The sequence below is a fragment of the Marichromatium sp. AB32 genome, assembly GCF_003718675.1.
Lineage (GTDB): Bacteria > Pseudomonadota > Gammaproteobacteria > Chromatiales > Chromatiaceae > Marichromatium > Marichromatium gracile.
Map to the genome: position 1 here is coordinate 1 of NZ_RHFJ01000027.1, position 25,805 is coordinate 25,805.

A 25,805-nucleotide genomic window follows, 5' to 3' on the forward strand; every position below is an offset into this window, starting at 1 on the left:
CTTGGCGATCAACTCGTCGGCATAGTTCTGCAGCCGCCCGCTCAGATCGAGCGCGGGCTTGCACACGAAGTCGACGGCGCCGAGCTCGAGCGCCTGGAGGGTAACCTCGGCGCCGCGCTCGGTCAGCGACGAGACCATCACCACCGGCATCGGGTGCAACCGCATGAGATTGCGCAGGAAGGTCAGGCCGTCCATGCGCGGCATCTCGACATCGAGCGTCAGCACATCGGGATCGAGCGCCTTGATGCGCTCGCGCGCGACATAGGGGTCCTGCGCGGTCCCCACCACATCGATGTCGGGGGCGGCCTCGAGCAGCTCGGAGAGCAGCTTGCGCACCAGCGCCGAATCATCGATTACCAGGACACGAATCGGTCTACCCACGAAGAAGCTCCCGTCTCAGCGTTCAGAACAGCTCGATCTCGCCTTCATCCATCGACTGCTGGGTGACCGAGCGATGCGCGGTCTGCTCGAGCTCGCCACGCAGCTGCTCGAGCCGCACGCGCGCCGCGGCCAGCTCGTCCCCGGAACTCGAGGGTTCGATCAGCGGCAACTGGCGCAGCTCGGCGGCGAAGCGCTCCATGAAGTCGATGCGCACCTGGGCGCGCATCATCACCTGATGGGCGATGTCCTGGAACTGCAGCAATCGCACCGCATCGGCGACACTGACCTGGATGCGATCGACGATCGCGGTGAGCTGCTCGAGTCCGGAAGAAACGTTCTGATTCAGCAGCTGCACCTGCTCGATCATGTCGTCCATCGCCCCCTTGGCGGTGATCGAGGCGTTCATGTCCTGCGAGGCCATGCGCGCGACGATGGCATGGGTATCGGCGAAGAACCCCTGGGTCTGCTCGACCTGACCACGGATCTGCTCGGTGAAGGCCGCCGAATCCATCGACAGCTTGCGCACCTCCTGCGCCACCACCGAGAAGCCGCGCCCGGACTCACCGGCGCGGGCCGCCTCGATCGCCGCGTTGAGCGCCAGCAGGTTGGTCTGACGGGCGATCTTGGTGGCGCCGTCGAGTCCGGTGAAGATGCCGTCGATCTGCGCCGAGAGATCCTCGATCTGGTGGACCACCTGGACGCTGTGCTTGCCCATGTCGATCAGCCGGGCGACGTTCTCCTCGAGCAGCCTGCTGTTCTCCTCGAGAAAGACGTTCATGTCGATGTGCGCCACCTCGCCGGCGGCATCGTCCTCGCCGCCGGACATCCCCTGCACCAGACGCATCACCAGATCCTGCTGGGTCTTGGAGGTATCCGAGAGCCCCTGGAAACTCGCCTGCAGATCGCTCGACGCCTGCTCGACCAGCCCATCGACCTGACCGATGAGCTCGCGCAGCTCGGCCATCTCGGGGACGATCAGCGCATCGATCTCGCGCACCAGCTCCCACAGCTCGCGATCGGCCCGGGCATGCTCCGGCGTCGATTCCTGCCGCGCGGGCGGCTGCCCGGGACGCAGCCTCCACCACAGCGTACCGGCCCACCCCAGCGCCAGGAGCAGCGTGCCCAGCCAGGGCGGGATCAATCCCGGCAGCAGCACCTGTTGCAGCAGCACGACCAGGCCGAGCGCGAGCGGTGGCCAATACGGCTTCAACTTCGACATATCTCCTCCATGCTTGGCCGATGCCCGCTGTCGACGTCTCACGGCGGCCGGATCGAGGGCGCGACGACACGCGTCGTCGCGCCGGGTTTCAGGAAAACAGCTCCACTTCACCCTCCACCTTGGATTGACGCAGCCGCTGCCGGTAGGTCAGTTCGCGCTCGATGATGGTGTCGTTGTGCAGGCTGCGCAGCCGCTTGACCAAAACCTTGCCGGAGGAGGGAAAGAAATAGATCTTGCGTGGATAGTTGCCGAGCAGGTCGCGTGCGACCAAGGGTATCCCTTCGGTATCGAGATAGTCGATCACGAAGTCCGCGTTGCGCTCCCCGACCATATTGCTCTTGAACCCCGGCAACACGTTACCCCCCCCGAAGACCTTGGCCTCGAGGTTGTGGCGCCGCGCGCCGAGCTTCAGCAGTTGGTTGATGAGCATCTCCATCGCATAGTCCCCGTAGCGCATCGAGCGCCCGAAACGCTCATCCTCCTCGCGCTTGTCATCGGGCAGCATGAAGTGATTGATCCCGCCGATCCCGCTGGCCCGGTCGCGCACGCAGGCGCCGACACAGGAGCCGAGCACGGTCACCATCAACAGGTCACGATTGGAGACATAGTACTCGCCCGGCAGAATCTTGACGGCATCCATGTCGAAATGCCGGTCGTAGTAGAGATTGGGGGCGAGGACCTCCTCGAAACCGCCATTCATGCTCACCTCGTACGTCCTGATGGTCGCGCAACGGGGATGCACACGGTCTGCCCCCGGGGGCGAAACAGATCAGCCGCGTGCAGCAAGCTCTCCGAGTGACCGACGAACAGCAACCCCTGCGGGTAGAGCAGCGGGTGGAGTCGCTGCATCAGTCGATATTGGGTCGGCTTGTCGAAATAAATCAGCACATTTCGACAGAACACCGCCGCGAAGGGGCCCTGCATCGGCCATTGGGTCTGGAGCAGATTGAACGGCCTGAAGCGCACCAGCGCGCGAACCGCCGGATTCACCCGCACCATCCCGGCGTTGGTGCCGCGCCCGCGCAGGAAGAAGCGTCTCACCAGATCGCGCGGCAGTCGCTCGACCCGCTCGGCCGAGTAAACCCCGGCCTGCGCCTGCTCGAGCACATTGGTGTCGAGATCGGTGGCGAGGATGCGCACCGGGGGCGACCAGCTGCCGAAGGTGTCGATCATGGTCATCGCCATCGAGTAGGGCTCCTCGCCGGTGGAGCAGGCCGCCGACCACAGCTTCAGCGGGCGACGCGTCTGCGCGTGCAGCGTCTGGACATGCTCGGCGAGGATCGGGAAGTGATGCGACTCGCGAAAGAACGAGGTGAGATTGGTGGTCAGCGAATTGACGAAGTGTTGCCACTCCTCGGCATCGCTCACCAGGCGCTCGAGATAGTCCTCGAACGAGCGCAGCCCGGTGGCCCGCAGGCGCCGGGTAATCCGGCTGTAGACCATGTCGGCCTTGCCGGCGTGCAGCGAGATGCCGGCATAGGTGTAGATCAGCTTCCGAATCCGCTCGAAATCATGACTGGTGAAGGGGAACTCGCGCTCGTGCATCGTCTGCGCTCACCGGCAGGCCGCGCCACGGCGCGGTCCCGTCCTTAGGACCACTCGTACCGCCAGCGCGGATGCGCCGGCGGCCCCGGGCGAACGACCCGGTCGCCGGGCGCGGCAAATGCCGCGCGACGACCTCGGGACGGACTCAGAACTCCTCCCAGTCGCCGTCGTCACCGGCAGGCGGCGCGACCATCTTCTTCTGCTTGGTCGGCGCAAGCGGGCGCTTGGCCGCCGGCCGCGCGCTCGGGACGGTGGCGACAGTACGCGGCGCCATGCCCTGCGCGACCAGCCCCTGATCGACCTTGAACACCGAGACCACCTTGGCCAGGGCACGGGCCTGCTCCTCGAGCGACTCGGCCGCGGCCGCGGCCTCCTCGACCAGCGCGGCGTTCTGCTGGGTGACGTCGTCCATCTGGGTGACCGCCTGATTGATCTGCTCGATGCCGGTCGACTGCTCGTCGGAGGCGGCGGAGATCTCGGCCATGATGTCGGTGACGCGCTTGATCGAGGTGACGATCTCATCCATGCGCTCGCCGGCCTCGTTGACCTGGGCGGTACCCGAGTCGACCTTCTCGACGCTGTCGGTGATCAGGGTCTTGATCTCCTTGGCGGCGTTGGCCGAGCGCTGGGCGAGGTTGCGCACCTCGGCGGCGACCACCGCGAAGCCGCGGCCCTGCTCGCCGGCGCGGGCGGCCTCGACCGCGGCATTGAGCGCGAGGATATTGGTCTGGAAGGCGATGCCGTCGATCACCCCGATGATGTCGGCGATCTTCTTGCTGGCCTCGGAGATCGCCGCCATGGTCTCGACCGAGGCCTGCACCACGGCGCCGCCCTTGACCGCGACCTCGGAGGAGGTCACCGAGAGCTGGTTGGCCTGACGGGCGTTGTCGGCATTCTGCTTGACCGTGCTGGTGAGCTCCTCCATCGAGCTGGCGGTCTCCTCCAACGAGCTGGCCTGCTCCTCGGTGCGCTGGCTGAGGTCCTGGTTGCCGGTGGCGATCTCGTTGGAGGCGGTGCTGATGGTGTCGACCGACTCCTTGATGCGCAGCACCAGCTGCTGCAGATTGGCCACCGTGGTGTTGACCCCGTCCTTGGTCTCGCCGAACAACCCGGGATAGTCCTTGTTGATGCTCTGGGTCAGATCACCCTCGGCGAGCGCCTTGGAGACCCGCATCACGTCCTTGAGCCCGACCTCGGTGGTGTCGGAGAGCTGATTGAGCATCTGCCCGATCTCACGCGCGAAGCCCTGCTTGCCGGCGAGGTCGAGGCGCACGCTGAAGTCGCCCTGGGTGGCCGCATCGACGATGCTGCGGATCTCGTTGACGACATTGGTCATCGAGGTCACCGAGCCGTTGACCCCGGCCTTGGTGCGACCGAACAGTCCCGGATAGTCGCGGGTGATCGACTGCGACAGATCGCCGGCGGCAAGCGCATCGGCCACTCGGGTAATGTCGTTGAGACCGGTCTCGGTGGTATCGGAGAGCTGGTTGATGTTGACGCCGACGTCCTTGCCGAAGCCCTGCTTGTCGGTGAGATCGATCCGCTTGGAGAAGTCACCCATGGCGGCCGCCTCGACCACCTGGGCGATCTCGCCGACCAGGCTCTTCAGCGTCTCCTGCATACGCTGCAGCGAGTACAGCAAGCTGCTGTTGTCATCGGGCTTGGTATGGATGGTCTGGGAGAGATCGCCGGCGGCGATCACCCGAACCATGGAGGCGGCGTAGTCGGGCTCGCCGCCGAGCTGGCGCATCAGCCCGCGCACGATCCAGAAGCCGACGGCAATGCCCACCACCAGCGCGATCACGCACAGCAGCAGCACCTGGGTGGTGGCCGAGTCGACGTTCTGCTGCGCATCCTCGCCGGCCTCGCGCATCAGATCGGTCTGGAAGGTGATCAGCGCCGCGATCGCGTGCAGATAGTCCTCCTGGGCGTCCTCGACCTCGGTCTCGAGCAGCGCCTTGGCCGCCTCGCGCTGACCGTCGCGCAGCAGCCCCATCAGTCGCGACTGGGCGTCGAGATAGGCCGCGCGGGTCTCGCGAGTCGCCTCCAGGCGACGCACCCCTTCCTGTGACGTGATCGTCGACTCGAGCTGATCGAGGTTCTTGGTGATCTCGCGCCCGCGCTGCTCGATCGCATCCATCTCGCGCTGCATCTTCAGCCGATCGTTGTCGATCAGAATGTTGCGTACCGAGCGGGCCACCGCATTGACACTATCGATGACGTTGTTGGCATAGACCGTTTTCGGGAACAGGTCCTGGGTGATGGTGTCGATGTTGCGATTGATGCCGTAGATCTTGCTGATGCCAATGAACCCGACCACACCCAGCAGCACCAGCACGATGCCGAAACCCAAGCCCAAGCGTGTCGCGACCTTCAAATTCCCCATGTCGGCTCTCCCGTCATGCTCTCGATTACCGACGCCACCGCGCACGCGGCGACGCGCTCACTCGGCACTCGCGCGTGCCTGATCGACCAGCCCCATCTCCTCGCTGTTCATCAGCCGCTCGATGTTGACCATGATCACCATGCGCTCCTCGAGCGTGGCCAGACCATCGATATAGGCGGTATCGAGCACGGCCCCGAACTCGGGCGCCGAACGGATCTGCTCGTGGTGCAGCGCGATGACGTCGGAGACGCCGTCAACCACCATGCCGACCACGCGCCCGGTGATGTTGAGGATGATCACCACGGTGAACTGGTTGTACTCGACCTCGCCGAGTTCGAACTTCAGGCGCATGTCGATGATCGGCACGATCACCCCGCGCATGTTGATCACGCCCTTGATGAAGTGCGGCGAGTTGGCGATCTTGGTGACGGTGTCGTAGCCGCGGATCTCCTGCACGTTGAGGATATCGATGCCATATTCCTCGTCGCCCAGGGTAAAGGTGAGATACTCGCGCGAGTCCTCGCTGTTGACGGTCGTCGAATCCTGAGAGTCTTCGTTCATCGGTTCCTCCACGGGACCCTACTCCTCCGATGCGGTGTGGATGATGGTCAGGGCGTCTTGCGACTGAGCCGGACCAGGGCGTCGACGTCGAGAATCATGGCGACCCGCCCATCGCCCATGATGGTCGCCCCGGAGATCCCCTCGACCTTGCGATAGTTGGTCTCCAGGCTCTTGATCACGACCTGGTGCTGGGCGAGCAGCTCGTCGACCTGCAGCGCGGCGCGCCCCTCGTTGGACTCGATGATCACCAGGATGGTCTCCTCGGCGGCGACCTGCTGACGGCTCAGTCCGAAGATCTGGTGCAGGGCGACGAGCGGTAGATATTCCTCGCCGACGTGCACCACCTTGCCCTTTCCGGCCAGGGTCTTGCATTGTCCCGCCTGCGGCCGGATCGACTCGCGGATCACCGTCAGCGGGAGGATGAAGGTCTCATTGCAGACCCGCACCGACATGCCATCGAGGATCGCCAGGGTCAGCGGCAGGCGGATGGTGATGCGCGTGCCGCGCCCCGGCTCGGAGTCGATCTCGACGCGACCGTTCATCGCCTCGATGTTACGGCGCACCACATCCATCCCGACACCGCGCCCGGAGATGTCGGTGACCGCCTTCGCCGTCGAGAACCCGGGGGCGAAGATCAGCTGCCAGACCTCCTTGTCGGTGGGGTTGTCGGGGAGCGCCACGCCACGTTCGGCGGCCTTGGCGAGCAGTCGCTCGCGATCGAGCCCGGCGCCGTCGTCGCTGACCTCGACGACCACATTGCCGCCGCGATGACTGGCCGCGAGCACGATCTCGCCGGTCTCGGGCTTGCCCTGCTCGATGCGCTGCTGGGCGGTCTCGATGCCGTGATCGATGCTGTTGCGAACCAGGTGGTTGAGGGGGTCGGCAAGACGCTCGATCAGCCCCTTGTCGAGCTCGGTGTCCTCGCCGATGAGCTTCAGCGTGACCTTCTTCCCGAGTGCCGAGGCGGTGTCGCGCACCACCCGGGGGAAGCGATTGAAGACGAAGCTGATCGGCATCATGCGGATCGACATCACCGCCTGCTGCAGGTCGCGCGAGTTGCGCTCGAGGTTGGCCAGACCGTCGAAGATCCGTTCCTGGGCGACCGGATCGAGCGCGGAGGCCGACTCGGCGAGCATCGCGTGGGTGATGACCAGCTCGCCGACCAGGTTGATCAGCTGGTCGACCTTCTCGACGCTGACCCGGATCGAGGACTCGCCCTGGGGCTGACGGCCCGGGGCCGGTTGCGGCTGGCGACGGCCACCCGCCGGTGGCCTGCTCCCCGCCCCACCCTCGGCCGCGGGCGGTGAGCGCGGCGTGGCGGGTTCCTCGACGGGGGGGGCGGCCTCGGGGGCGCCGGGCGCGGTCTCGAAGAAGCCGAACCCCTGCTGCTGCTCGTCGCGCTCGCGCTCGGCAGTCTCGGCGACCTGATCCATGCCCGGGCTGCCGCCGAACAGACCGAAACCGTCGAGCTCCTGATCGGCGCCGCGATCGCTGCCCGGCGCCCCCTCGAAGAACCCGAAGCCATCCTCCTCCTCGCCCCCGCCGGTCTGCTCCTCGCGGGTGATCTCGACCTCCTCGGGATCGCAGAGAAAATCGAAGATCTCGACGATGGCCTCACGCTCGACCTCGGTGCACAATCGCCAGGCCAGGCGATCGGACGGGACGTCGGCGGGGACATTGCGCTCGAGTTCGCCGAGTTCGGCGAGCGCCGCGGCCAGCCCGGCCTCGCGCTCGTCTCCACTCGCGCCGAGCAGGTCGGCGGCGAACACCAGGCGCCAGCAGGCGCACGGATCAGCGGGGCCAGCGGGCGGCTCGGGGACGGTCTCGAGCGCGCCGCCCTGGGACAGCTGCTCGAGCCGGGCGCAGACCTCGGCGATCTGCGGATCCTCGAATTCCTCGCCACGCTGATGGGCGGCGAGCTGGGCCTTGAGCAGGTCCCCGGCCTGGAGAGTGGCGTCGATCATCTCCACCGTCGGCGCCAGCTCGTGCTTGCGCAGACGGTCGAGCAGGGTCTCGAGGATGTGCGTCACCCGGGCGACGTCGTGAAAGCCGAAGGTGCCCGCCCCGCCCTTGATCGAGTGGGCGGCCCGGAAGATGGCATTGAGCACCTCCGGATCGGGGGCCTCGATATCCAGCTCCAGCAGCAAGGTCTCCATCTCGGCCAGATGCTCGCCGGCCTCGTCGAAGAAGACCTGATAGAAACGGGTCATATCGATGGTCATGTCCGCCCCTTAATCCTTGTCGCCCGGGAGACGTGTCAGCCGATCACCTTGCGCACGACCTCCAGCAGCTTCTTCGGGTCGAAGGGCTTGACCAGCCAGCCGGTCGCACCAGCGGCCCGCCCCTGGCTCTTCATCGCATCGCCCGATTCGGTGGTCAGCATCAGGATCGGGACCGATCGATAGTTCGGCAAGGCACGCAGCTGCTTGATCAGTGTCACCCCGTCCATCCGCGGCATGTTCTGATCGGTGAAGATCAGGTCGAAGCGACTCGCGCGCGCCTTGTCGAGACCGTCTTGGCCATCGACCGCCTCGGTCACACTGTAGCCGGCCTCCTTGAGGGTGAAGGAGACCATCTGGCGGATGGAGGCGGAATCGTCCACGGTGAGAATCGTCTTAGCCATCGAGAGAATATTCCAATTCGATTGTCTCTGTGTCCCCCATCTGGGGACACGTCATACGTACAAAAGCACGCAACAACCTCTCGTCGGAATCCCGTCGCGCACGCGACGCGCCCGAGCTCAAGCCGGAACCTTGCGATGTGCTGGGTCGGCGCCCGGCATCATCTCGTGGATGCCGGACGGATGGACACCTCCGTGTGTCGAGGACAGGATCAAAGGGGACGCTCCTGCCAAGAGCCAAGGGACTGCGGGATACGCCGACGCCGGCGGCGAGCAGCGGATAGGATGAAACGAAAGGGACCCTTGAGTCGGGCCTGAGGGCGACATGGCACATGATGAAGGACGGTCTGTTCGTCAGGGCTCCTTGTTTCGCGGCACGTGCGCCAGCGCGGCGCTAACGGCCAATCCGCCTCTTTTGAAAAGAGGACCGGATCGGACACGGCGACTCGACTCAGGTCGTTCCCGTGTCCGGCGACGAATGACCGCATCCACATTCGCGCCTCCATAGTATAGTCATCACGGACGCAAGACCACCGTTCAGCCGTACCCTCTCGAACCATGACCCACAGTACCCGGCTCCTCCCTCTCGTCACGACCCTGGCCCTGACCTCGCCACTCCAGGCCCAACCGCCGCAACCCGCCGAGATCCCCGACGCCGCCGGGATCTGCCTGCCCAACCGGGCGCAGACCACGCCATCGGCCGATTTCACCCCGATCGAGGACGGCCAGGCGGTGCGCCATCAGCCCACCGGGCTCGACTGGCAGCGCTGCGCGCTCGGCCAGCGCTGGGACGGGCGCGACTGCGTCGGTCGGCCCGGCAGCTGGTCGTGGCGCGCGGCCGAGGCGCTGGCCGCCCGACGCGACGACGGCTGGCGCCTGCCGCGCGCCGATGAGCTCACCACCATCGTCGAGCGCTGTCACCCCGGACCGGCGGTCAACCCGCAGGTCTTCCCCAACACCCCGGGGATCATCTTCTGGACCAGCTCGGGGGACACCGGCGGGCTCGACCGCGCCTGGGCGGTGAGCTTCTTCGCCGGCAGCCGTTATCGCATGAGCAAGGAGCAGGAAGGCGCGATCCGGCTGGTGCGCGAGACCCCGGACGGGGCCGCCGCGCCCTGAGCCGGGCCGGTGACTACAGACTGAAGCGCTTGACCAGCGCCTCCAGGCGCTGAGCGCGCTCGACCAGGGTGGCGTTGACCTGCTGACCGTGCTCCATCGCCTGGGTACTCTCCTCGGCGAGTTGGTGGATCCGCGCCATGCTCGCGCTGATGCTCTCGGTCACCTCGCGCTGCTCACGCGTGGCCGCGGCGATCTGCAGCCCCATCTCGTTGACCCCACCGACACCGGAGCGGATCTCCTCGAGCGCCACGCCGGCGCGGCCGGCCAGGGTGGCGCAGTCCTGGGCCTGGCCATTGCTGTGCTGGATCGCCTCGGCGACCTGGTGGGCGGCGCGCTGCAGCTCCTCGACGATGGCCGCGATCTCGCGGGTCGACTCCTGGGTGCGGTTGGAGAGGTTGCGGACCTCGTCGGCGACCACCGCAAAACCGCGCCCGGCCTCGCCGGCACGCGCCGCCTCGATCGCGGCGTTGAGCGCGAGCAGATTGGTCTGCTCGGCGATCGCCGCGATCGCCTCGATCACCTGCCCGATCCCGGCGCTACCGCGCTCGAGACGTTCGACCACCGGCTGCATCTCATGCATCTGCGTGGCCAGTTGGTCGATCGCGGCGGTGGTGCGGCGCACCTCCTCGCCGCCCTCGGCGGTGTGGCGTTCGGCGGCCTCGGCCGCGGCGCGGGTATCATCGGCATGCTGCGAGACCGAGCGCGCCGAGGCGGCCATCTCGGTGCTCGCCGAGGCGACATGATCGGTCTCCTGCTGCTGCTCGCGCGCCAGCGCGATGGTCTGATCACCGGCGGCGAGCAACTGCTGCGCCGATTCGTCGAGCTCGGTGGCGGTCCCTGCCACCTCCTGAATGATCCGGTGCAGCGTCTCGGTGTGGCGGTTGAGCGCGCCGAACAGGGTACCGATCTCGTCATCGCTGGTGATGTCGAGACGCAACGTCAGGTCTGCCTCCATCAGCGCGAGCTGATCGACGGCGCCCTTGATCGGACGCGCGACATAGCGCTGCACCGCCCAGGTGATGGCCCCGGCCAGCCCGAGCAGCAGCACCAGCAACATACCGTTGAGCAACCAGGCCAAGAGGGTGGTGCTCGCCACCCGCTGCTCGAGTCGCGTCCGCGGCTCGCCGATCAGGTGCACCCCGATACGGGTGCCGTTGGCATCGAGCACCGGCGTGGCGACCACGAACCAGTCCGGGGTGACCCATTCGGACTGATGCGGCAGGAGGCCATCGGCATCGATCAGGCTGCGCGCAAAGCCCAGTGCCTCGGCATTGAACCAGCGATCGTTGGCCAGCACCCAGTCGCCCACCGCGGTATTGCTGCGCAGCGCGGGCAAGGCGCGGGCACGATCGGCATCGATCAGCAGGACATACTGCAGCGCATCGGCCTGGAAGTTGCGGCTGACGCTGCCGACACCCTGGATCATCTCCAGACTGCCCAGATAGCGCTCGTCGTCGAATACCGGTGCGAAGGCATGGATGTTGACGCCGAGCTCACCGACCTCGAGCCCGGCCCACGGCTTGCGATCGGCGAGCGCGCGCACCGCCGCCGGCGCGTCCGTACCCTTCGGGGTCCAGCTGCGCGCCAGCACCCGCCCCTGGGGATCACGCAGGTTGAAACGCAGGTTGTGATACTTGGTCTCGGCGCGATAGAGCGCCGAGATCCGCGCGAGCCCGTCTGTACCCAGCGACGGATCGCTCAGGATGGCGGCAACCCGAGGATCCTGGGCCAGGGCGAACACCGCCCCCACCCCGAAATCCTGCTTGGCGCGCAACCGCTCGTCGAGCACCAGCCGCAGGGTTTCGGCACGCTCGGCCACCACGCCGTCGGTCAAGCGCTGCTTGACCCACTGCAGCGAGCCGAAGCCGATGACCAGGAACAGGGTGCCGGACAGGGCGATGATCAGGAGTAGACGTTTCTTCAGCGAGAGGGATCGGAACATCACAGGGACCTAGGAAGGGAATGGAGACTCTCGAAGACGGGTGGTCACCGGGCAACAGCGCACCACGCCGCCATACCGGACAGCGGATGCCATCTGATCGATGGCACGGAGGTCCACAAGTACGCAGCAATGCCGCGCATGGTCTCAACGCCATACACAGAGCACCCGCGCATGGGGGTGACGGCAGTGCCTGGACCTGACTGGGGGAGTCTGGAGGGGACGCGACCGATATGGGCGAGGGGGTACGACACAGCGCAATACCACATGCCTGCCGGATGTACATCGAGCAGATCGCGGCGGTCACGGGCAGACCGAGTGCACGCCGCCGTCATCCTTTATGCTCTACCGGCGCATCGTCCTTGTCGAGCAGGGGTGACGGCCTCAGTCCGGGCTATCTTAGCGACCACCGGACAGGGGCGGCAAGCGCGGTCCCACCATGGGCGCCGACATCGCCCGCCGCGTATGGCGGGCGATGTCGCGCCGGATGATGAACCCAGCTCACCAGGGGCGGTACTCGAGCCCCGGAATGGCCGCGCGGTCGAAGACCTGCGGCAGGCACTGCATCAGCTCCTCGAGCTCCTCGAGCGCCATGTGGCGGCCGTAGGAGGCCTTGGCGGCATCGATCGGCAGCTCGACCCAGTAACGCGATGCGGCGGGCTCGAAGAGGATCTGCAGCACGTTCTCGTCGGTATCGATGATCCCCAGATAGTCGTCCTCACTCTGCAGTCGCGGTAGCAGCTGCTCGCGAATCGCCCGCGCGCTCATCTCCACCGCGCTGGCCGAGGAGACGGCCTCACCCGCCCGTTCGAACAGATAAAAGACTCGGTAGTGCATGGTCGACAGTCATCGCTCCAGTGTGAACGCCGCGGATGACATATCCATCCCGCGGCCTGATGTTTCCATACGGCACCGCCACGGCCGGGACCATTGACGAAGCCATGCTATGATCCCGCACGCAGACGATCTCCCCCGGTGGCGGCCAACGGCGATCCACTGGCCATCACCGGGATGCTGATCGATTCCCGAGACGGAATCAATCGGACGCTCGCCGCCGCGTACCCGCTCGCTGGGCGCGCTCCTGGGAGCGGCTCCGCCGCGGACTCGGGCGTCCAACCCCCGAACATACCGCGACTCGCACCGTCAGTGCGCGATCGATTGTTGGGACGATGATCGACGCGCCACCGCACGGGGACTGCGAAACGACCCACCCGTCCCCTCGGGACCGCTCGCGCGCGACCGCCCGAAACGCAAGAAAAACAACGCCTGATCAAGGACCTAATCACTAGAACAGCGATCGGGATGCGGTGCCCCGCAGGTGACGCACCGGCAGGCAACCCGATCGACGCCGGAGGCATCGATGGCCTTTTTCAAACTCAAGCTCCACTGGCAGATCCTCATCGCCCTCGTCCTGGCCATCGCGGCCGGCCTGCTGGCCGGTCGCGAGGCCACCCTGCTCGGGGTCAGCGTCTATTCGATCTTCGACTTCATCGGGCAATTGTTCCTAAATGCCCTGAAGATGCTGATTGTACCCCTGGTGGTCTCCTCCATCATCGTCGGCGTCTCGGGCATCGGCGGCTCGCGCAATCTCGGGCGTCTGGGGGCCAAGACCATCGGCTACTACGTGCTCACCACCCTGCTGGCGGTGCTTGCCGGGTTGTTCGTGGTCAACCTGCTGCAACCCGGGGTGGTCGAGGGCTCGGCCCAGGAGGTCTTCGGCTTGAGCGCCGAGCGCGCCGGGTTCGAGGCGCAGTTCGCCGACAAGGACGCCGGCGACATCGTCGAGGTCTTCCTGCGCATGATCCCGACCAACGTGGTCGCCGCCGCCAGTGCCGGCCAGATGCTCGGGCTGATCTTCTTCAGCCTGCTCTACGGCTACTATCTCACCCGCATCGAAGGCGATCACGCCAAGGTCCAATCCGACTTCTGGAGCGGCATGTTCGCGATCATGATGCGGATCACCGACCTCATCATGCGCTTCGCCCCGCTCGGGGTCTTCGCCCTGGTGGCCAAGACCGTCGCCGACTCGGGGATCGAGGTCTTCGGCCCGCTGGCGCTGTTCTTCCTCACCGTGGTCGCCGCGCTCGGCATCCACTTCTTCATCACCCTGCCGCTGTTGTTGCTGCTCGCCGGCTTCAACCCGTTGCGTCACTATCAGGCGATGAGCGCCGCGCTGCTCACCGCTTTCTCCACCGCCTCTTCCTCGGCCACCCTGCCGCTGACCATGGAGTCGCTGGAGAAGAACGCCGGGGTGTCCAACCGCACCACCAGCTTCGTGCTGCCGCTCGGCGCCACCGTCAACATGGACGGCACCGCGCTCTACGAGTGCGTGGCGGTCATCTTCATCGCCCAGGCCTACGGCATCGAACTCGGGCTCGCCACCCAGATCACCGTGGTACTGCTGGCGCTGACCACCTCGATCGGGGTGGCCGGGATCCCGGCGGCGAGCCTGGTGGCGATCTCGATCATCCTCGCCGCCGTCGGCCTGCCGCTCGAGGGCATCGGTCTGATCCTCGCCGTCGACCGCATCCTCGACATGATGCGCACCTCGGTGAACGTCTTCGGCGACTCCTGCGGCGCGGTGCTGATCGCCAAGAGCGAGGGCGAACAGGGCATCCTCCAGGGACCGGTGCGAGGCTGATCGGCGTCCCGGCGCGAACCATCGGAACGGCGGCCGGTCGAATCCGGCGCCGTTCCCGTCAACATTCCACCCCGAGCGCATGACCTCAACCGTGTCGCAACCCACCGACGACGACGGCACCGCCCGCGCCTTCCGCTCCCGCGTCCTCCGCCCCACCGAAGGCGTGTTCCTCTTCCACCCCCGCGCCATCGAGCGGCTGGTGGCCAAGCAGCTCGGTCCCCATGGCTACGAAGGCTCCATCCCCGAGCCGATCTATGCGCTGATGCCCTGCGCCGACTTCCTCCACGGGCTCGAGACCGAGAACCCCGAGGCGCTGGCGGTGATCGAGGGCCTCGACCTGCCCGCCGAGGTGATCCTGCTGCCGATCCCGCCCGAGCAGCGATTCGACCGTGCCGGGTTCGTGCGGCTGCTGCGCGACTACTGGGGCCGGCGCTTCGAGGCCGAGGTGGCGCGCGCCTGGCAGCTCGCCGGCGAGCAGGTGCCGACCCGCGCCACCGCCACGCTCATCGAGCTGATCGGCGCCGGCGCCTTCGCCGAGATCCGCGAGGTGCTGGGGCGCGACGGGCTGATCCCCCAGGGCATCGCCGACCCGCTCGTCTGCCGCGCCTTCGTCGCCCTGCTCGTCCGGCTCCACCGCTTCGCCCCGGGGACGCGCGGCTTCCTGTTCCCGGCGATCGCCGACTGGGCGGCGCTCGATGCCTGGCTCGCGACCCTCGATCTCGACCCCGACGGCGACCGGCTCACGGCGCTGCTCGCGCGCACCCGCCCCGATCGCGCCTGTGGCGAGGCGCCGCGCCAACTGCCACTGCCCACCGCCCTGCCCTATGGCACCGGCGACCCGGGGCTGAGGGTATGCGCCCCGCTGCCACCGCCCGCGCCGCGGACCCCGGCGACACCGGCCAGCGCGCCGCCCGCGCGCACCGCCACCTTGCACTCGGCCTGCCTGGCCGCGCTCCATCAGGGCTCGCAGCTGCCCCGACAGCGCTGGAACCAGCGCCTGCGCGACTGGCTGCTCAACGCCCTGGGTCCACTGCTCGCCGCGCTGCTCGCCCTCGGGCTGCGTCTCGAGCGGCGCACCCGCGGGCTGCCGGCGGTGCTGATGGCGCCCTACCTGATGCTGTTCCGTCATGCCATCCGCATGGCCCAGCGCGCCGAACTCAACGACCGCTATGCGCTGACCCTGTGGCAACTGGTCAACGCCGAGCGGCTGTTCCAGCGCATGGGCCAGCCCTGCGCGCCCGATGCCGAGCAGATCGCCCGGATCATCGCGCGCCGCATCGATCGCGCCCGCCAGGCACTCGGTGACCTCATCGCGGTGCGCTGGAAGCTGCCGCCGGGCGAGGCCCAGGCGCTGCGCGCGCTGATCGCCCGGCTGATCGAGGAGGACCGCCACGGTGCCAGCTGCCGCGCCGCCCGGGCACAGCTGCGGATGCTCGAGCAGGTGCTGCACGAGGGCCGCGCCACCTACTATCGACTGCGGCCCTTGCGCTGGATATTGAGCGGCGGACGCCAGCCCTTGCGCCAGATCCTCCCCTTCCAGTCGACGCTGAAGGCGTTGCACGCGCTCGACACCGGGCTGGCGAGACTCGACGGCATCGGCTGGACGGTGGCCGAGGTCGAGCGCTGCGCCGCGCCGCTGCGCACCCTCTCGGCGCGTCACAGCGAGCGATTGCAGACCCAGTTGCGCCCCCATCTCGTGCGGATCCTCGACGAGGCCGGCTTCACCCCCGACGACCACCGTCAGCGGGTCGCCGCGCACAAGCTCCTCTGCGAGCTGCTCGATGTCATCGAGCACCGCCGCCACCTGCGTTTCACCGATGTGCGCGACATCGTCGCGCGCAACACCCTGCGCCTGCCCGACCCCGGTCCTCGCGAGTTGCTCGGCGGCGATCGTCTGGCGCGCTTCGACCGCGCCGCCGCCCGCGCCCTGCCCGGCCTCTACAAGCCCGGCGAACTCTATATCAAGGGCCTGCAACAGCTCAGTGCGCCGCTCTTCGGCACCCCCGGCGGACGCCTGGCGATGCGCCACCTGCTGCTGCCCTTCGGGCTGGCCTTCCTCGGTCTCAAGACCCTCGACCTGCTCGTCGGCCTGCTCGTCCCGCCCGAGAGCCACCCCGAGCTGGCACCGCTGTGGCTGGTCGCCCTGGTGGCACTGATGGTCAACCTCGGCGTCTACACCCGCATTGGCCGGCGGTTCTTCATCGCCCTCTGGCAGGGGCTCGGCACCCTGCTGCGACTGTTGCTGTTCGACGGGGTGCGACGGCTGCTGCGCTGGCGCCCGATGGCCAACCTGCTCGCCACCCGCGCCATCCGCGCGCTCGACCACAACCTGCTGCGCCCGCTGCTCACCGGCACCCTGGCGCTGCTGCCGCTGATCGGGCTGGCCGGCCTGGTCGAGGGGCTCGCCATCGAGCCCGGCGCACCCTTGTTCGGGCTGGCCTTCACCCTCGGCATCCTGATCAACAACACCCCGCTCGGGCGGCGGCTGGTCGATCAGACGGTGAGCGCGCTCGGCGGCTTTCTGCGCCGCGTCAACCAGACCCTGGTGATCGGGCTGGTCAAGGCCCTGCTCGACTTCTTCAAGGAGTTCACCCGGCGCTTCCAGCAGGGGCTGCATCGCATCGAGGAACTGCTCAGCCACCATCTCGCCGAGTCGCTGCCCGAGCTGCTGCTCAAGTCGCTGCTGGCGCCGCTGTGGAACCTGATGCAGTCACTGATCCAGTTCTACGTCACCGTGCTGGTCGAGCCCCAGGTCAACCCGATCAAGCACTTCCCGCTGGTCACCATCGCCCACAAGCTGCTGCTACCCTTCCTGCCGGCGATCACCGGGGTGCTGGTGGCGCTCACCGAGTCGGTACTGCCGAAGCTCATCGCCTACCCCTTCGCCACCCTCACCGTGCTGCTGCTGCCGGGGCTGGCCGGCTTCCTGGTCTGGGAGCTGAAGGAGAACTGGAAGATCTATGCCGCCAACCACCCGCGCTCGGGGCCGGCCCTGCGCCCGGGGATCGAGCCGGCGGTGATCGGCGAGCACGGCGAGAACATGCGCGCGATGCTGCGTCGGGGGATCCACAGCGGCACCCAGCCCAAGGCCTTCGACCGGCTGCGTCGGGTGCTGCGCGAGCAACTCCGCGACGAGCGCGCGGCACCCTGGCGGGTACACGAGGCCCAGCGTCGGGTGCACGGGATCGAGCGGGCGATGCAGCGTTTCTGCGAGCGCGAACTCGCCCACGCGCTACGCCTGCGCAGCGCCGAGCCCGGCTGCCGCCTGGCACAGGTCGAGACCCTGGCGCCACGGCTGGCGACCAATGCCTGCGCGCTCAGACTCGCGCTCAGACCGGCGAGGGCCCCCGCCGCCGCGGTGCAGCTCGGCATCGACATCACGCTGCGCGACGGGCGGTTGCACTACCGCGCCACCGCCACCGGCCCGCTCGCGCGGATCGAGCCGGAGTGCTGGCGTGCCATCGCCGAGGACATTGAGTTCTTCGCCGGGCGGGCCGGGGCCGAACGGGTGGAGATCCTGCTGCCGCCGGGCTGAGGCCGGCTCAGTCGCGCCCGCCACCCGGCCAGCGCAACAGGATGCGCCCGGCGTTGGCGAGCTGGCGGCGCAGCAGGCGCCAATCCTCCCCGCCCTGGCGCGCGCCGCGCACCCGCAGCAGCCGCGCGCGGCTGGCGCGATCGAGCCGCCCGAGCAGGGCCGACCACAGTGCGTCATCGACGTTGTAGGCCGTCTCGGGCAGCAGCGCCACCGGGACGGCATCGGGCAGCGGCACGGCGAGATCGGTGCTCGCGTGCTCGAGCGCGGCGCGGATGTTGGCCGCCTTGGGACGAGCGGCGCTGTTGAGATCATAAGGCGGCGCCCACTCGCGCACCGGGCGCAACCGATCGATGTGCGAGAGCACCAGCAGCAGCGGCGGCGCCGGACGCTCGGGACGCGCGGCGAGATGGGCGCGCAGGGCATCGAGTCGCGCGCGTTCGGTGGCGCGATCGGGGCGGTGCGCCGGGCTCACCCACAGCAGCATGTCGGCGGTGTCGGCCGCGGCGTGCAGCGCCGCGTCGTCGAGCTGCTCCAGCCCCGGGGTGTCGAGCACCAACCCCAGCGCCAGACCGTCGCGTTCGAGACGCAGCGGGGTCGGCTCCCGGGTGGTGCCGGGCAAGGCGTCGGTGGCCAGACGCAGGCTGCCGAAGAGCGCATTGATCAGGCTCGACTTGCCGGCGTTGGCGCGCCCGAGCACCAGGATGCGCAGCGGCTCGTCGGCCTCGGACTCGCGCTCGGACCGGTCGAGGTCGCGCGCCGATTCATCGAGGCGCGGCGGCGCCGCACCCGGCGTCTCGTCGAGCGAGAGCCGACCGCTGTAGAGGGCGATGGCGTAATAACCGACCTTGCGCACGTACTCGCGCAGCACCCAGGCATAGAGCTCGTCGCGCGCCAGCGCATAGCCGCGGCTGCGTAGCCGCGACAGCGCCTCGGCGAGCAACGCGCTGGTCGGACTGGCCACCCAGCGCCCGGCGCGATAGAGCCCGTAGAGACGCTCGGCGAAGCCCTTCCAGCGATAGAGCCGCGCCAGCATGCCGAGGGTGAGGGTGTGGCTGAAGGGGATCTGCTCGGTCACGCTGAGACGCAGGTCGTGGCTGGCGCGCTCGATCACCAACAGGGCATGCGGCAGGGTCAGCTCGAGCAGCGGCTGCTCGACCTCGGGGTGGAAGTGACGGGCGACCCGCTCCAGGGTCTGCTGGCCGAGCAGCCCCAGACGCATGCCCTCGCCCAGCGGCCAGTCCTCCGGGCGCAGCTCGGCGAGCTGCTGCTCGACCACCGCCCAGGCGTCGACTCCGCCCGGGGTCCAGTCGGGGTCGGGCCCGGTGTGGGCCGCGTCCAGACAGGCGCGCTCGCGCCGCGCCGCGAGCAGCATCAGCCCGTGCCCGAGCAGCACGCAGAGCGCCCCGCCGAGCAGCCAGTAGAACACCATGCCCTGCTGATAGAGCCACCAGCCACCGGCGAGCAGCAACGCCAGCGGCGGCAGCGCCCAGAACGCCAGCGCCAGCGCGCGCCAGCGCCCCACCCAGCGCAACAGCGGATTCATCGCCGCCCCCGACCGACCAGCGCCCGTCCGCGCTCGAGCTCGGCGGCGAAGCGCGCGCGCAGCGCCCGCGCCTGGGTCTCGACGCCGTGACGACGATCGTTGAAATAGGCCCCGGCGGCCTTGCCCAGGGCATAGGTGGTGGCGCCGCTCGCGCTCGCCCCCCACAGCGCGCCGAGCGTCTGGCCGAGCCCGGGCACCAGCTTGACCAGGGCGCGCCCGGCGACATGAGTGGCATAGGCCGCGCCCACGCCGATGCCGAGCAGGCCGAGGAATTCGCTGATCTCGCGCCGCGACCAAGGCTGGCCGTAGAGCGCAGCGAGGCTCTGCAACAGCTTGGCCTGGATCGCCGGCACCCCGACCAGGTCGACCGCCGGCAGCGCACCGACCCCGGCCGCGGTCAGGGCATAGCCGACGATGTGCGGATGGGCGCTGCGCGCGAACAGGTCGCGCACCTCGGGATCGGCCCGCAGCAGCTCGGTCAGACGCAGACTGGAGACCCCGTCGAGTGCCGACCACAGCGCCTCGATACCGTAGTCCGGTGGCGCGAAGCCGTCCTCCGGCAGGGTCAGATCGATCGCCACCCAACGCACCTCGGCCGTCCCCGGCAGCTCGCCGAGCGCGTCGCGCTGGGCGCGCAGCGCCCGGACCAGATCGTTCGGCAGGTCCATCGGCCAGGGGTCGTGGTCGAACCGATAGGGTGTCGGGTGCGGATCGGTGACCCGCGCATAGAGTTCGTGCAACCCGGTCTGGGCGATCACCACCGGCCACTCGGGGTGGCGCCGACGGACCTCACGCAACACCGCGTGCACCGCCTGCTGATCGGGATCGGCGACCTTCATCACCGCCAGCAGCAGATGCGACTGCGACTCGCAGAAGCGGATGTCCTCGGCCGGGTCGTAGTCGATCTCGCCGAGCCCGCGGGTGTCGAGGAAGCGCACCAGCGGCAGCTCGGCGGGGAAGTCGTAGAGCCGCGCGGTCCTGGTGCAGGGACGGAAGCCGTCGCCGACCTCGGCGGCGCTGCTCGCGGTGAGCGTGCGCACGATCGAGCTCTTGCCCGACTGGGTCTTGCCCACCAGCCACACCACCGGCGGTGGATGGCGCTCGCGCGCCGCGGCCAGGGTGCGCTCGAGCGCCGCCTCGTCGACCCGGGGGTCGAGCAGCACCTCGCGCACACGCCGCCAGCGCGCGCGCCAGCCCTCGCCGTCCTGTTGATCCGATGACTCGGTCATGACCACCTCGTTACCGCTACCAGCTACCAGCTACCAGCTACCAGCTACCAGCTACCAGCTACCAGCTACCAGCTACCAGCTACCAGCTACCAGCTACCAGCTACCAGCTACCAGGGGGATTGAACCGCGAAGGCGCGAAGGACGCAAAGGGATTCGATGTTGCGCGGTGTCGAAGAACGCCCAACGGAAGCTGGTGGCGCTCAGCGTCCAGCCACCAGCCACCAGCCGACAGCCGCCAGTGGGGAGGGTTGGCGCGGATGATGGCGGCAGCGGCTGGTGTCCTGCGGCGACGGCGGGAAGAAGAACGCCCACTGGTGGCTGGCGGCTGGACGCTGTTAGCTTTCCCTTCGCGTCCTTCGCGGCTTCGCGGTTCAATCCCTCCCGGCTGGCGGCTGGCGGCTGGCGGCTGGCGGCTGGCGGCTGGTAGCTAACCGCTGGCGGCTGCCCGCACGGTCTGGCATCCGCGCCCGGCTGTGTAATAATGCAGTCGCACTCAGCCACTCCCTCCTCGGCCCGTCACACTCCACGTCCAGGCGCGGCCGCGGGGGTGGTGTCGAACCATGTCTCATCGCAACGACCACGCATCTCGCGAGGTCATCAGCGCCAAAGTTAAGGGTGAATCGTGTACGCAGGAGAACGCTTCAACAGCATCACACATCTGGTGGGCGCGGTGCTCGCCCTGATCGGGGTCACCGTGATGATCACCCTCGCCAGCACCGAGGGCGGCGCGGTACGGATCTCGAGCCTGACCATCTATGGGGTCACGCTGTTCCTGCTCTATCTGTTCTCGACCCTCTACCACAGCCTGCGCGGACGCGCCAAGCAGATCTTCCGCATGCTCGATCATCATGCGATCTATCTGCTGATCGCGGGGACCTATACGCCCTTCACCCTGCTCGCACTGCAGGGCAGCGTCGGTTGGTGGCTGTTCAGCGCGGTCTGGGGGCTGGCGGTGATCGGCATGATCCTCGAATCGCTGCCGCGCAAGGGCGCACGGGTGCTGCCGATCCTGATCTATCTGGCGATGGGCTGGCTGGTGGTGTTCGCGCTCGACCCGCTGATCGCGGCGCTACCGGCGGCCGGTTTCTGGTGGCTGCTCGCCGGGGGGCTCTTCTATACCGTGGGCGTGATCTTCTACGTCCTCGACGATCGCTTCCCCTGGTGCCACGGCATCTGGCACCTGTTCGTGCTCGCCGGCAGCATCAGTCACTACTTCACCATCCTGCTCTACCTATGACCGAGATCACACCCCAGGACGAGGCCATCACCGAGCTGCAGCTGCGCCTGACCTACCAGGAAGACGACCTCAAGCAGCTCAACGCGGTGGTCACCCGTCAGCAGACCGAGATCGACGCGTTGCGCGAGGAACTCGCCAAGGTCCGCGCCTGGATCAGCTCCGCGCTCAGCGCGCGCGATGATCAGACGGGCGGCGCACCCTCCGACGAGCCGCCACCGCCGCACTACTGAGCGGCGCGTTCAGCCCCGACGCCGTGGTCCGCCACCCGGACCGCGGCGCGGCGGGCGCGACGGCGCCATGCCGACGAGGGTCAGCAGACCGTTGAGTTCCTGCTCGTCGAGCGGTCGCCAGTTCCCCGGGAACAGCCGCCGACCGAGTTCGATGTTGCCGTAGCGCACCCGGATCAACCGGCTGACGGTCAACCCCGCCGCCTCCCACAGCCGCCGCACCTCGCGGTTGCGCCCCTCGTGCAACACCACGTGATACCAGCGGTTGGCGCCGCTGCCGCCGCGCGACTCGATATGGTCGAAGCGCGCCGGACCGTCCTCGAGCTCGATGCCCTGGGTGAGCTGGGCCAGCGTCTCCGGGCTCGGCTCGCCGAGGATACGCGTCGCGTACTCGCGCTCGAGCTCGCGCGAGGGGTGCATCAGCCGGTTGGCCAGCTCGCCATCGGTGGTGAACAGGATCAGCCCGGAGGTGTTGATGTCGAGCCGCCCGACGGCGATCCAGCGCCCCTGCTTGGGACGTGGCAGCCGGCGAAACACCGTGGCGCGCTCCTCGGGGTCGCGACGGGTGACCACCTCGCCCTCGGGCTTGTGGTAGACGATCACCTGGCGCTCGATGTCGCGCTGACGTTGCAGCCGCACGTCGCGCCCGTCGACGCGGATACGGTCGGCGCGGGTGGCGCGATCGCCGAGCGTGGCCAGCTCGCCGTTGACGCGTACCCGCCCGGCAGTGATCCAGCCCTCGATCTCGCGGCGCGAGCCGAGACCGGCCTCGGCGAGCAGCTTCTGCAGCCGCACCGGCTCTTCCTGTGGCACCCGAGGACCCGGGCGTCGGTCATTCTTCATCGTTGTGTTGCTCCGGGACCGCACGCGCGGTCTCCTGGGACGTGGAATGGGGTTGGGGCGGCGCCTCGAGCGCCAACTCCTCGTTGAACAATAGCTCCGGTTCGCGGATCTCGGCCAAGGGCGGCAGCTCGTTGAGCGAGCGCAGCCCGAAGTAGTCGAGAAAGCGTCGGGTGGTGGCATAGAGCGCCGGCCGACCGGGGACGTCGCGATGCCCCACCACCCGCACCCACTCGCGCTCGAGCAGGGTGCGGATGATGTTGGTGCTGACCGAGACGCCGCGGATCTCCTCGATCTCGCCCCGGGTGATCGGCTGACGATAGACGATCAGCGCCAGGGTCTCGAGCAGCGCGCGCGAGTAACGCGGCGCACGCTCCTCCCACAGCCGCCCGACCCAGGGGGCGAGTTCGGCGCGCACCTGCACGCGCCAGCCGCTGGCGACCTCGACCAGGGCGATGCCGCGCTCGGCATAGTCCTCGGCAAGCTCGACCAGGACGCGATCGAGCACCCCGCGCGCGGGGCGCTCGTGGTCCTCGAACAGCTGCAGCAGCCGCTCGCTGCTCACCGGGGCGTCGGCGGCGAACAGCGCCGCCTCGACGATCTGTTTAAGCCGCTGTGGCGTCATCGTGTTCCTGGCTCTCGTCGGCGCCGCTGTCGCGCAGCCGGACGTGGATCGGGGCGAAGGGTTCGGGCTGGACCAGCTCCAGGGTCGCGCTCTTGACCAGCTCGAGCACCGCAAGGAAGGTCACCACCGCGCCGGCGCGGCCCTCGGTGAGGTCGAACAGCTCGGTGAAGCGCCGGAAACCGCCGCCACCGAGCCGCTCGAGCACCATCGACATGCGCTCGCGCAGCGACAGCGACTCGCGCTCGACCCGGTGACTGACATAGAGATCGGCCCGCGCCAGCACCGCGCGCAGCGCGCAGATCAGCTCGTCGAGCTCGACCGGCGGCGGCAGCCGACGGATCTCGGTCGGCGGCAGCTCGGCGGCGACCGGGAAGAGGTCGCGTTCGAGTCGCGGCAGGGCGTCGATCGTCTGCGCGGCGCGCTTGAAGCGCTCGTACTCGAGCAACCGGCGCACCAGTTCGGCGCGCGGGTCGAGATCGCTCTCCTCGTCCTCGGCAGCTGCCGGGCGCGGCAGCAGCATGCGCGACTTGATCTCGGCGAGCATCGCGGCCATCAGCAGATACTCGGCGGCGAGCTCGAGGCGCAGCTCGCTCATCAGCTCGACATACTCCATGTACTGCGCGGTGATGTCGGCGATGGGGATGTCGAGGATGTCGAGGTTCTGACGCTTGATCAGATAGAGCAGCAGGTCGAGCGGTCCCTCGAAGGTCTCGAGAAAGACCTCCAGCGCATCGGGCGGGATGTAGAGATCCTGCGGCAGCGTCAAGACCGGCGTCCCCCGGATCAGGGCGAGAGGCGCGCCCGCCTCCCCGCCACCCTCAGCGGGCAGCGGGGCGGACGCGTCGCCCGTACGCACACGGGCCTCCCCGGCTCGATCCATGGACATCCGATCGACGTGCGTGCCGGCGCGTGACCGGAGGCGGCTCAGACCATCACCAGCGACATCGCGTGACGGACCTCTTCGAGGGTCTCGCGGGCGACGTCACGGGCCTTCTCGCAGCCCTCGTTGAGGATGCTGCGCACCAGCTCGGGCTGGGCGGCGAACTCCTCGGCACGGGCCTGGATCGGCTTCAATTCGGCACAGACGGCATCGATGACCGGCTGCTTGCACTCGAGGCAACCGATCCCGGCCGAACGGCAGCCCTGCTGCACCCAGTCGCACACCGCCGGGTCGGAATAGACCTGGTGGAACTGCCACACCGGGCACTTCTCCGGGTCGCCCGGATCGGTACGGCGCACCCGCGCCGGGTCGGTGGGCATGGTGCGCATCGCCTTCTCGACCTCTTCGGGACGGTCGCGCAGCGAGATGGTGTTGCCATAGGACTTGGACATCTTCTGGCCATCCAGTCCGGGCATCCGCGAGGCCTTGGTCAGCAGCGGCTGGGGCTCGGGGAGGATCTCGCGACCACCGCCCTCGAGATAGCCGAACAGCCGCTCGCGATCGGCCATGGTGATGTTGGCCTGGCCCTCGAGCAGCGCGCGCGCCACCTCCAGCGCCTCCTGATCACCCTGCTCCTGATAGGCGCGGCGGAGCTTGTCGAACAGCTTGCCGTTCTTCTTGCCCATCTTGCGCCGCGCCGCCTCGGCCTTCTCCTCGAAGTCGGGCTCGCGACCATAGATGTGGTTGAAGCGGCGTGCCACCTCACGGGTGAGTTCGACGTGGGCGATCTGGTCCTCACCGACCGGGATCTGGCCGGCCTTGTAGATGAGGATGTCGGCGCTCTGCAGCAGCGGGTAGCCGAGGAAACCGTAGGTGGCCAGGTCGAGTTCCTTGAGCCGCTCCTGCTGGTCTTTGTAGGTCGGCACCCGCTCGAGCCAGCCCAGCGGGGTGATCATCGACAGCAGCAGGTGCAGCTCGGCGTGCTCGGGCACCCGTGACTGCACGAACAGGGTCGCGGCGCCGGGATTGACACCGGCGGCCAGCCAGTCGATCGCCATCTCCCAGATGTTGGCCGGGATCGCGGTGGGATCCTCGTAGGCCGTGGTCAGCGCGTGCCAGTCGGCGATGAAGAAGTAGCAATCGTACTCGTGCTGGAGTTCGACCCAGTTCTTGAGCACGCCGTGATAATGACCGAGATGGAGTCGGCCGGTCGGGCGCATCCCGGAGAGGACGCGCGAGTGTTGTGCGGAGACGGAATTCAAGGATTAACGGCCTCGC

At 68.2% G+C, this 25,805-nt stretch carries 21 protein-coding genes; 5 read left to right on the plus strand and 16 right to left on the minus strand.

The features are described from left to right. From EBL85_RS09760 to EBL85_RS09795, 8 genes are all read right to left on the minus strand, one after another. The coding region (locus EBL85_RS09760) for a response regulator (protein WP_123142830.1) at positions 1-381 on the minus strand (381 nt) is incomplete at its 3' end. A 22-nt stretch (positions 382-403) separates the two neighbouring features. Next, positions 404-1,600 (minus strand): methyl-accepting chemotaxis protein, encoded by a 1,197-nt coding sequence (locus EBL85_RS09765; protein WP_123142807.1) that lies wholly within the window; start codon positions 1,598-1,600, stop codon positions 404-406. 88 nt (positions 1,601-1,688) lie between these two features. Continuing rightward, entirely contained in the window at positions 1,689-2,300 is a 612-nt protein-coding gene (gene cheD / locus EBL85_RS09770) for a chemoreceptor glutamine deamidase CheD (protein ID WP_123141044.1), read from the minus strand. A gap of 2 nt (positions 2,301-2,302) precedes the next feature. Then, positions 2,303-3,145 (minus strand): protein-glutamate O-methyltransferase CheR, encoded by an 843-nt coding sequence (locus EBL85_RS09775; protein WP_123142808.1) that lies wholly within the window; start codon positions 3,143-3,145, stop codon positions 2,303-2,305. A 145-nt stretch (positions 3,146-3,290) separates the two neighbouring features. Continuing rightward, positions 3,291-5,531 carry a methyl-accepting chemotaxis protein gene (locus tag EBL85_RS09780; protein WP_123142809.1) on the minus strand — a complete coding sequence of 747 codons (2,241 nt, stop codon included), beginning with the start codon at positions 5,529-5,531 and terminating at the stop codon, positions 3,291-3,293. 57 nt (positions 5,532-5,588) lie between these two features. Then, complete coding sequence (locus EBL85_RS09785) at positions 5,589-6,092, minus strand: chemotaxis protein CheW (protein ID WP_123141047.1); 504 nt, start codon at positions 6,090-6,092, stop codon at positions 5,589-5,591. 47 nt (positions 6,093-6,139) lie between these two features. After that, positions 6,140-8,314: a chemotaxis protein CheW gene (locus tag EBL85_RS09790; RefSeq protein WP_123142810.1), complete on the minus strand. Its 2,175-nt coding sequence runs from the start codon at positions 8,312-8,314 to the stop codon at positions 6,140-6,142. Between the two features lie 35 nt (positions 8,315-8,349). After that, the gene (locus EBL85_RS09795) at positions 8,350-8,715 is read right to left on the minus strand and encodes a response regulator (protein ID WP_062274831.1); all 366 of its coding nucleotides are present in this window, start codon (positions 8,713-8,715) and stop codon (positions 8,350-8,352) included. 555 nt (positions 8,716-9,270) lie between these two features. On the opposite strand from EBL85_RS09795, the gene EBL85_RS09800 reads away from it, so the two are divergent. After that, positions 9,271-9,831 carry a DUF1566 domain-containing protein gene (locus EBL85_RS09800; RefSeq protein ID WP_123141049.1) on the plus strand — a complete coding sequence of 187 codons (561 nt, stop codon included), beginning with the start codon at positions 9,271-9,273 and terminating at the stop codon, positions 9,829-9,831. Positions 9,832-9,844: 13 nt separating this feature from the next. Here EBL85_RS09800 and EBL85_RS09805 read toward each other — a convergent pair whose 3' ends face one another. Both EBL85_RS09805 and EBL85_RS09810 read right to left on the minus strand, forming a co-directional pair. Next, positions 9,845-11,773: a methyl-accepting chemotaxis protein gene (locus tag EBL85_RS09805; protein ID WP_123142811.1), complete on the minus strand. Its 1,929-nt coding sequence runs from the start codon at positions 11,771-11,773 to the stop codon at positions 9,845-9,847. A gap of 498 nt (positions 11,774-12,271) precedes the next feature. Then, a complete protein-coding gene (locus EBL85_RS09810) occupies positions 12,272-12,607 on the minus strand; it encodes a hypothetical protein (RefSeq protein ID WP_062274840.1) in 336 nt (111 codons plus the stop codon). 523 nt (positions 12,608-13,130) lie between these two features. Here EBL85_RS09810 and EBL85_RS09815 point away from each other — a divergent pair. Beyond that, positions 13,131-14,411, plus strand: coding sequence for a dicarboxylate/amino acid:cation symporter (locus EBL85_RS09815; protein ID WP_123142812.1), 1,281 nt, complete (start codon positions 13,131-13,133; stop codon positions 14,409-14,411). A 91-nt stretch (positions 14,412-14,502) separates the two neighbouring features. Continuing rightward, complete coding sequence (locus EBL85_RS09820; RefSeq protein ID WP_223806110.1) at positions 14,503-17,946, plus strand: sulfite exporter TauE/SafE family protein; 3,444 nt, start codon at positions 14,503-14,505, stop codon at positions 17,944-17,946. Positions 17,947-17,953: 7 nt separating this feature from the next. Here the strand turns inward: EBL85_RS09820 and EBL85_RS09825 are convergent, their stop codons facing one another. Both EBL85_RS09825 and EBL85_RS09830 read right to left on the minus strand, forming a co-directional pair. After that, positions 17,954-19,489 carry a GTPase family protein gene (locus EBL85_RS09825; protein WP_123142814.1) on the minus strand — a complete coding sequence of 512 codons (1,536 nt, stop codon included), beginning with the start codon at positions 19,487-19,489 and terminating at the stop codon, positions 17,954-17,956. Beyond that, positions 19,486-20,718, minus strand: coding sequence for a YcjF family protein (locus EBL85_RS09830; protein WP_123142815.1), 1,233 nt, complete (start codon positions 20,716-20,718; stop codon positions 19,486-19,488). Before EBL85_RS09830 ends, EBL85_RS09825 begins: the two co-directional genes overlap by 4 nt. 622 nt (positions 20,719-21,340) lie before the next feature. Here EBL85_RS09830 and EBL85_RS09840 point away from each other — a divergent pair. Together EBL85_RS09840 and EBL85_RS09845 are read left to right on the plus strand one after the other, a co-directional pair. Beyond that, positions 21,341-21,955 (plus strand): hemolysin III family protein, encoded by a 615-nt coding sequence (locus EBL85_RS09840; protein WP_123141056.1) that lies wholly within the window; start codon positions 21,341-21,343, stop codon positions 21,953-21,955. Further along, positions 21,952-22,185: a SlyX family protein gene (locus EBL85_RS09845; RefSeq protein ID WP_123141057.1), complete on the plus strand. Its 234-nt coding sequence runs from the start codon at positions 21,952-21,954 to the stop codon at positions 22,183-22,185. Before EBL85_RS09840 ends, EBL85_RS09845 begins: the two co-directional genes overlap by 4 nt. Before the next feature lie 9 nt (positions 22,186-22,194). Here the strand turns inward: EBL85_RS09845 and rluB are convergent, their stop codons facing one another. The 4 genes from rluB to EBL85_RS09865 are packed head-to-tail and all read right to left on the minus strand — an operon-like array spanning position 22,195 to position 25,789. Next, positions 22,195-23,025, minus strand: a complete 831-nt coding sequence (gene rluB / locus EBL85_RS09850) for a 23S rRNA pseudouridine(2605) synthase RluB (RefSeq protein ID WP_123141058.1) — start codon at positions 23,023-23,025, stop codon at positions 22,195-22,197. Continuing rightward, the gene (gene scpB, locus EBL85_RS09855) at positions 23,015-23,647 is read right to left on the minus strand and encodes an SMC-Scp complex subunit ScpB (protein ID WP_123141059.1); all 633 of its coding nucleotides are present in this window, start codon (positions 23,645-23,647) and stop codon (positions 23,015-23,017) included. Before scpB ends, rluB begins: the two co-directional genes overlap by 11 nt. Beyond that, the gene (locus tag EBL85_RS09860) at positions 23,628-24,527 is read right to left on the minus strand and encodes a ScpA family protein (RefSeq protein ID WP_123142816.1); all 900 of its coding nucleotides are present in this window, start codon (positions 24,525-24,527) and stop codon (positions 23,628-23,630) included. Before EBL85_RS09860 ends, scpB begins: the two co-directional genes overlap by 20 nt. Positions 24,528-24,571: 44 nt before the next feature. Beyond that, positions 24,572-25,789 (minus strand): tryptophan--tRNA ligase, encoded by a 1,218-nt coding sequence (locus tag EBL85_RS09865; RefSeq protein WP_082806104.1) that lies wholly within the window; start codon positions 25,787-25,789, stop codon positions 24,572-24,574. Positions 25,790-25,805 lie beyond the last annotated feature (16 nt).

Coding starts and splice junctions, on each gene's coding strand:
- EBL85_RS09805 (WP_123142811.1), bottom strand. CDS start 11,773: ATGTTCCGATCCCTCTCGCTGAAGAAACGTCTACTCCTGATCATCGCC.
- EBL85_RS09825 (WP_123142814.1), bottom strand. CDS start 19,489: ATGAATCCGCTGTTGCGCTGGGTGGGGCGCTGGCGCGCGCTGGCGCTG.
- cheD (WP_123141044.1), bottom strand. CDS start 2,300: ATGAATGGCGGTTTCGAGGAGGTCCTCGCCCCCAATCTCTACTACGAC.
- EBL85_RS09815 (WP_123142812.1), top strand. CDS start 13,131: ATGGCCTTTTTCAAACTCAAGCTCCACTGGCAGATCCTCATCGCCCTC.
- EBL85_RS09845 (WP_123141057.1), top strand. CDS start 21,952: ATGACCGAGATCACACCCCAGGACGAGGCCATCACCGAGCTGCAGCTG.
- EBL85_RS09860 (WP_123142816.1), bottom strand. CDS start 24,527: ATGGATCGAGCCGGGGAGGCCCGTGTGCGTACGGGCGACGCGTCCGCC.
- EBL85_RS09785 (WP_123141047.1), bottom strand. CDS start 6,092: ATGAACGAAGACTCTCAGGATTCGACGACCGTCAACAGCGAGGACTCG.
- EBL85_RS09800 (WP_123141049.1), top strand. CDS start 9,271: ATGACCCACAGTACCCGGCTCCTCCCTCTCGTCACGACCCTGGCCCTG.
- EBL85_RS09775 (WP_123142808.1), bottom strand. CDS start 3,145: ATGCACGAGCGCGAGTTCCCCTTCACCAGTCATGATTTCGAGCGGATT.
- scpB (WP_123141059.1), bottom strand. CDS start 23,647: ATGACGCCACAGCGGCTTAAACAGATCGTCGAGGCGGCGCTGTTCGCC.
- EBL85_RS09830 (WP_123142815.1), bottom strand. CDS start 20,718: ATGACCGAGTCATCGGATCAACAGGACGGCGAGGGCTGGCGCGCGCGC.
- EBL85_RS09790 (WP_123142810.1), bottom strand. CDS start 8,314: ATGACCATCGATATGACCCGTTTCTATCAGGTCTTCTTCGACGAGGCC.
- EBL85_RS09810 (WP_062274840.1), bottom strand. CDS start 12,607: ATGCACTACCGAGTCTTTTATCTGTTCGAACGGGCGGGTGAGGCCGTC.
- EBL85_RS09780 (WP_123142809.1), bottom strand. CDS start 5,531: ATGGGGAATTTGAAGGTCGCGACACGCTTGGGCTTGGGTTTCGGCATC.
- EBL85_RS09795 (WP_062274831.1), bottom strand. CDS start 8,715: ATGGCTAAGACGATTCTCACCGTGGACGATTCCGCCTCCATCCGCCAG.
- EBL85_RS09765 (WP_123142807.1), bottom strand. CDS start 1,600: ATGTCGAAGTTGAAGCCGTATTGGCCACCGCTCGCGCTCGGCCTGGTC.
- rluB (WP_123141058.1), bottom strand. CDS start 23,025: ATGAAGAATGACCGACGCCCGGGTCCTCGGGTGCCACAGGAAGAGCCG.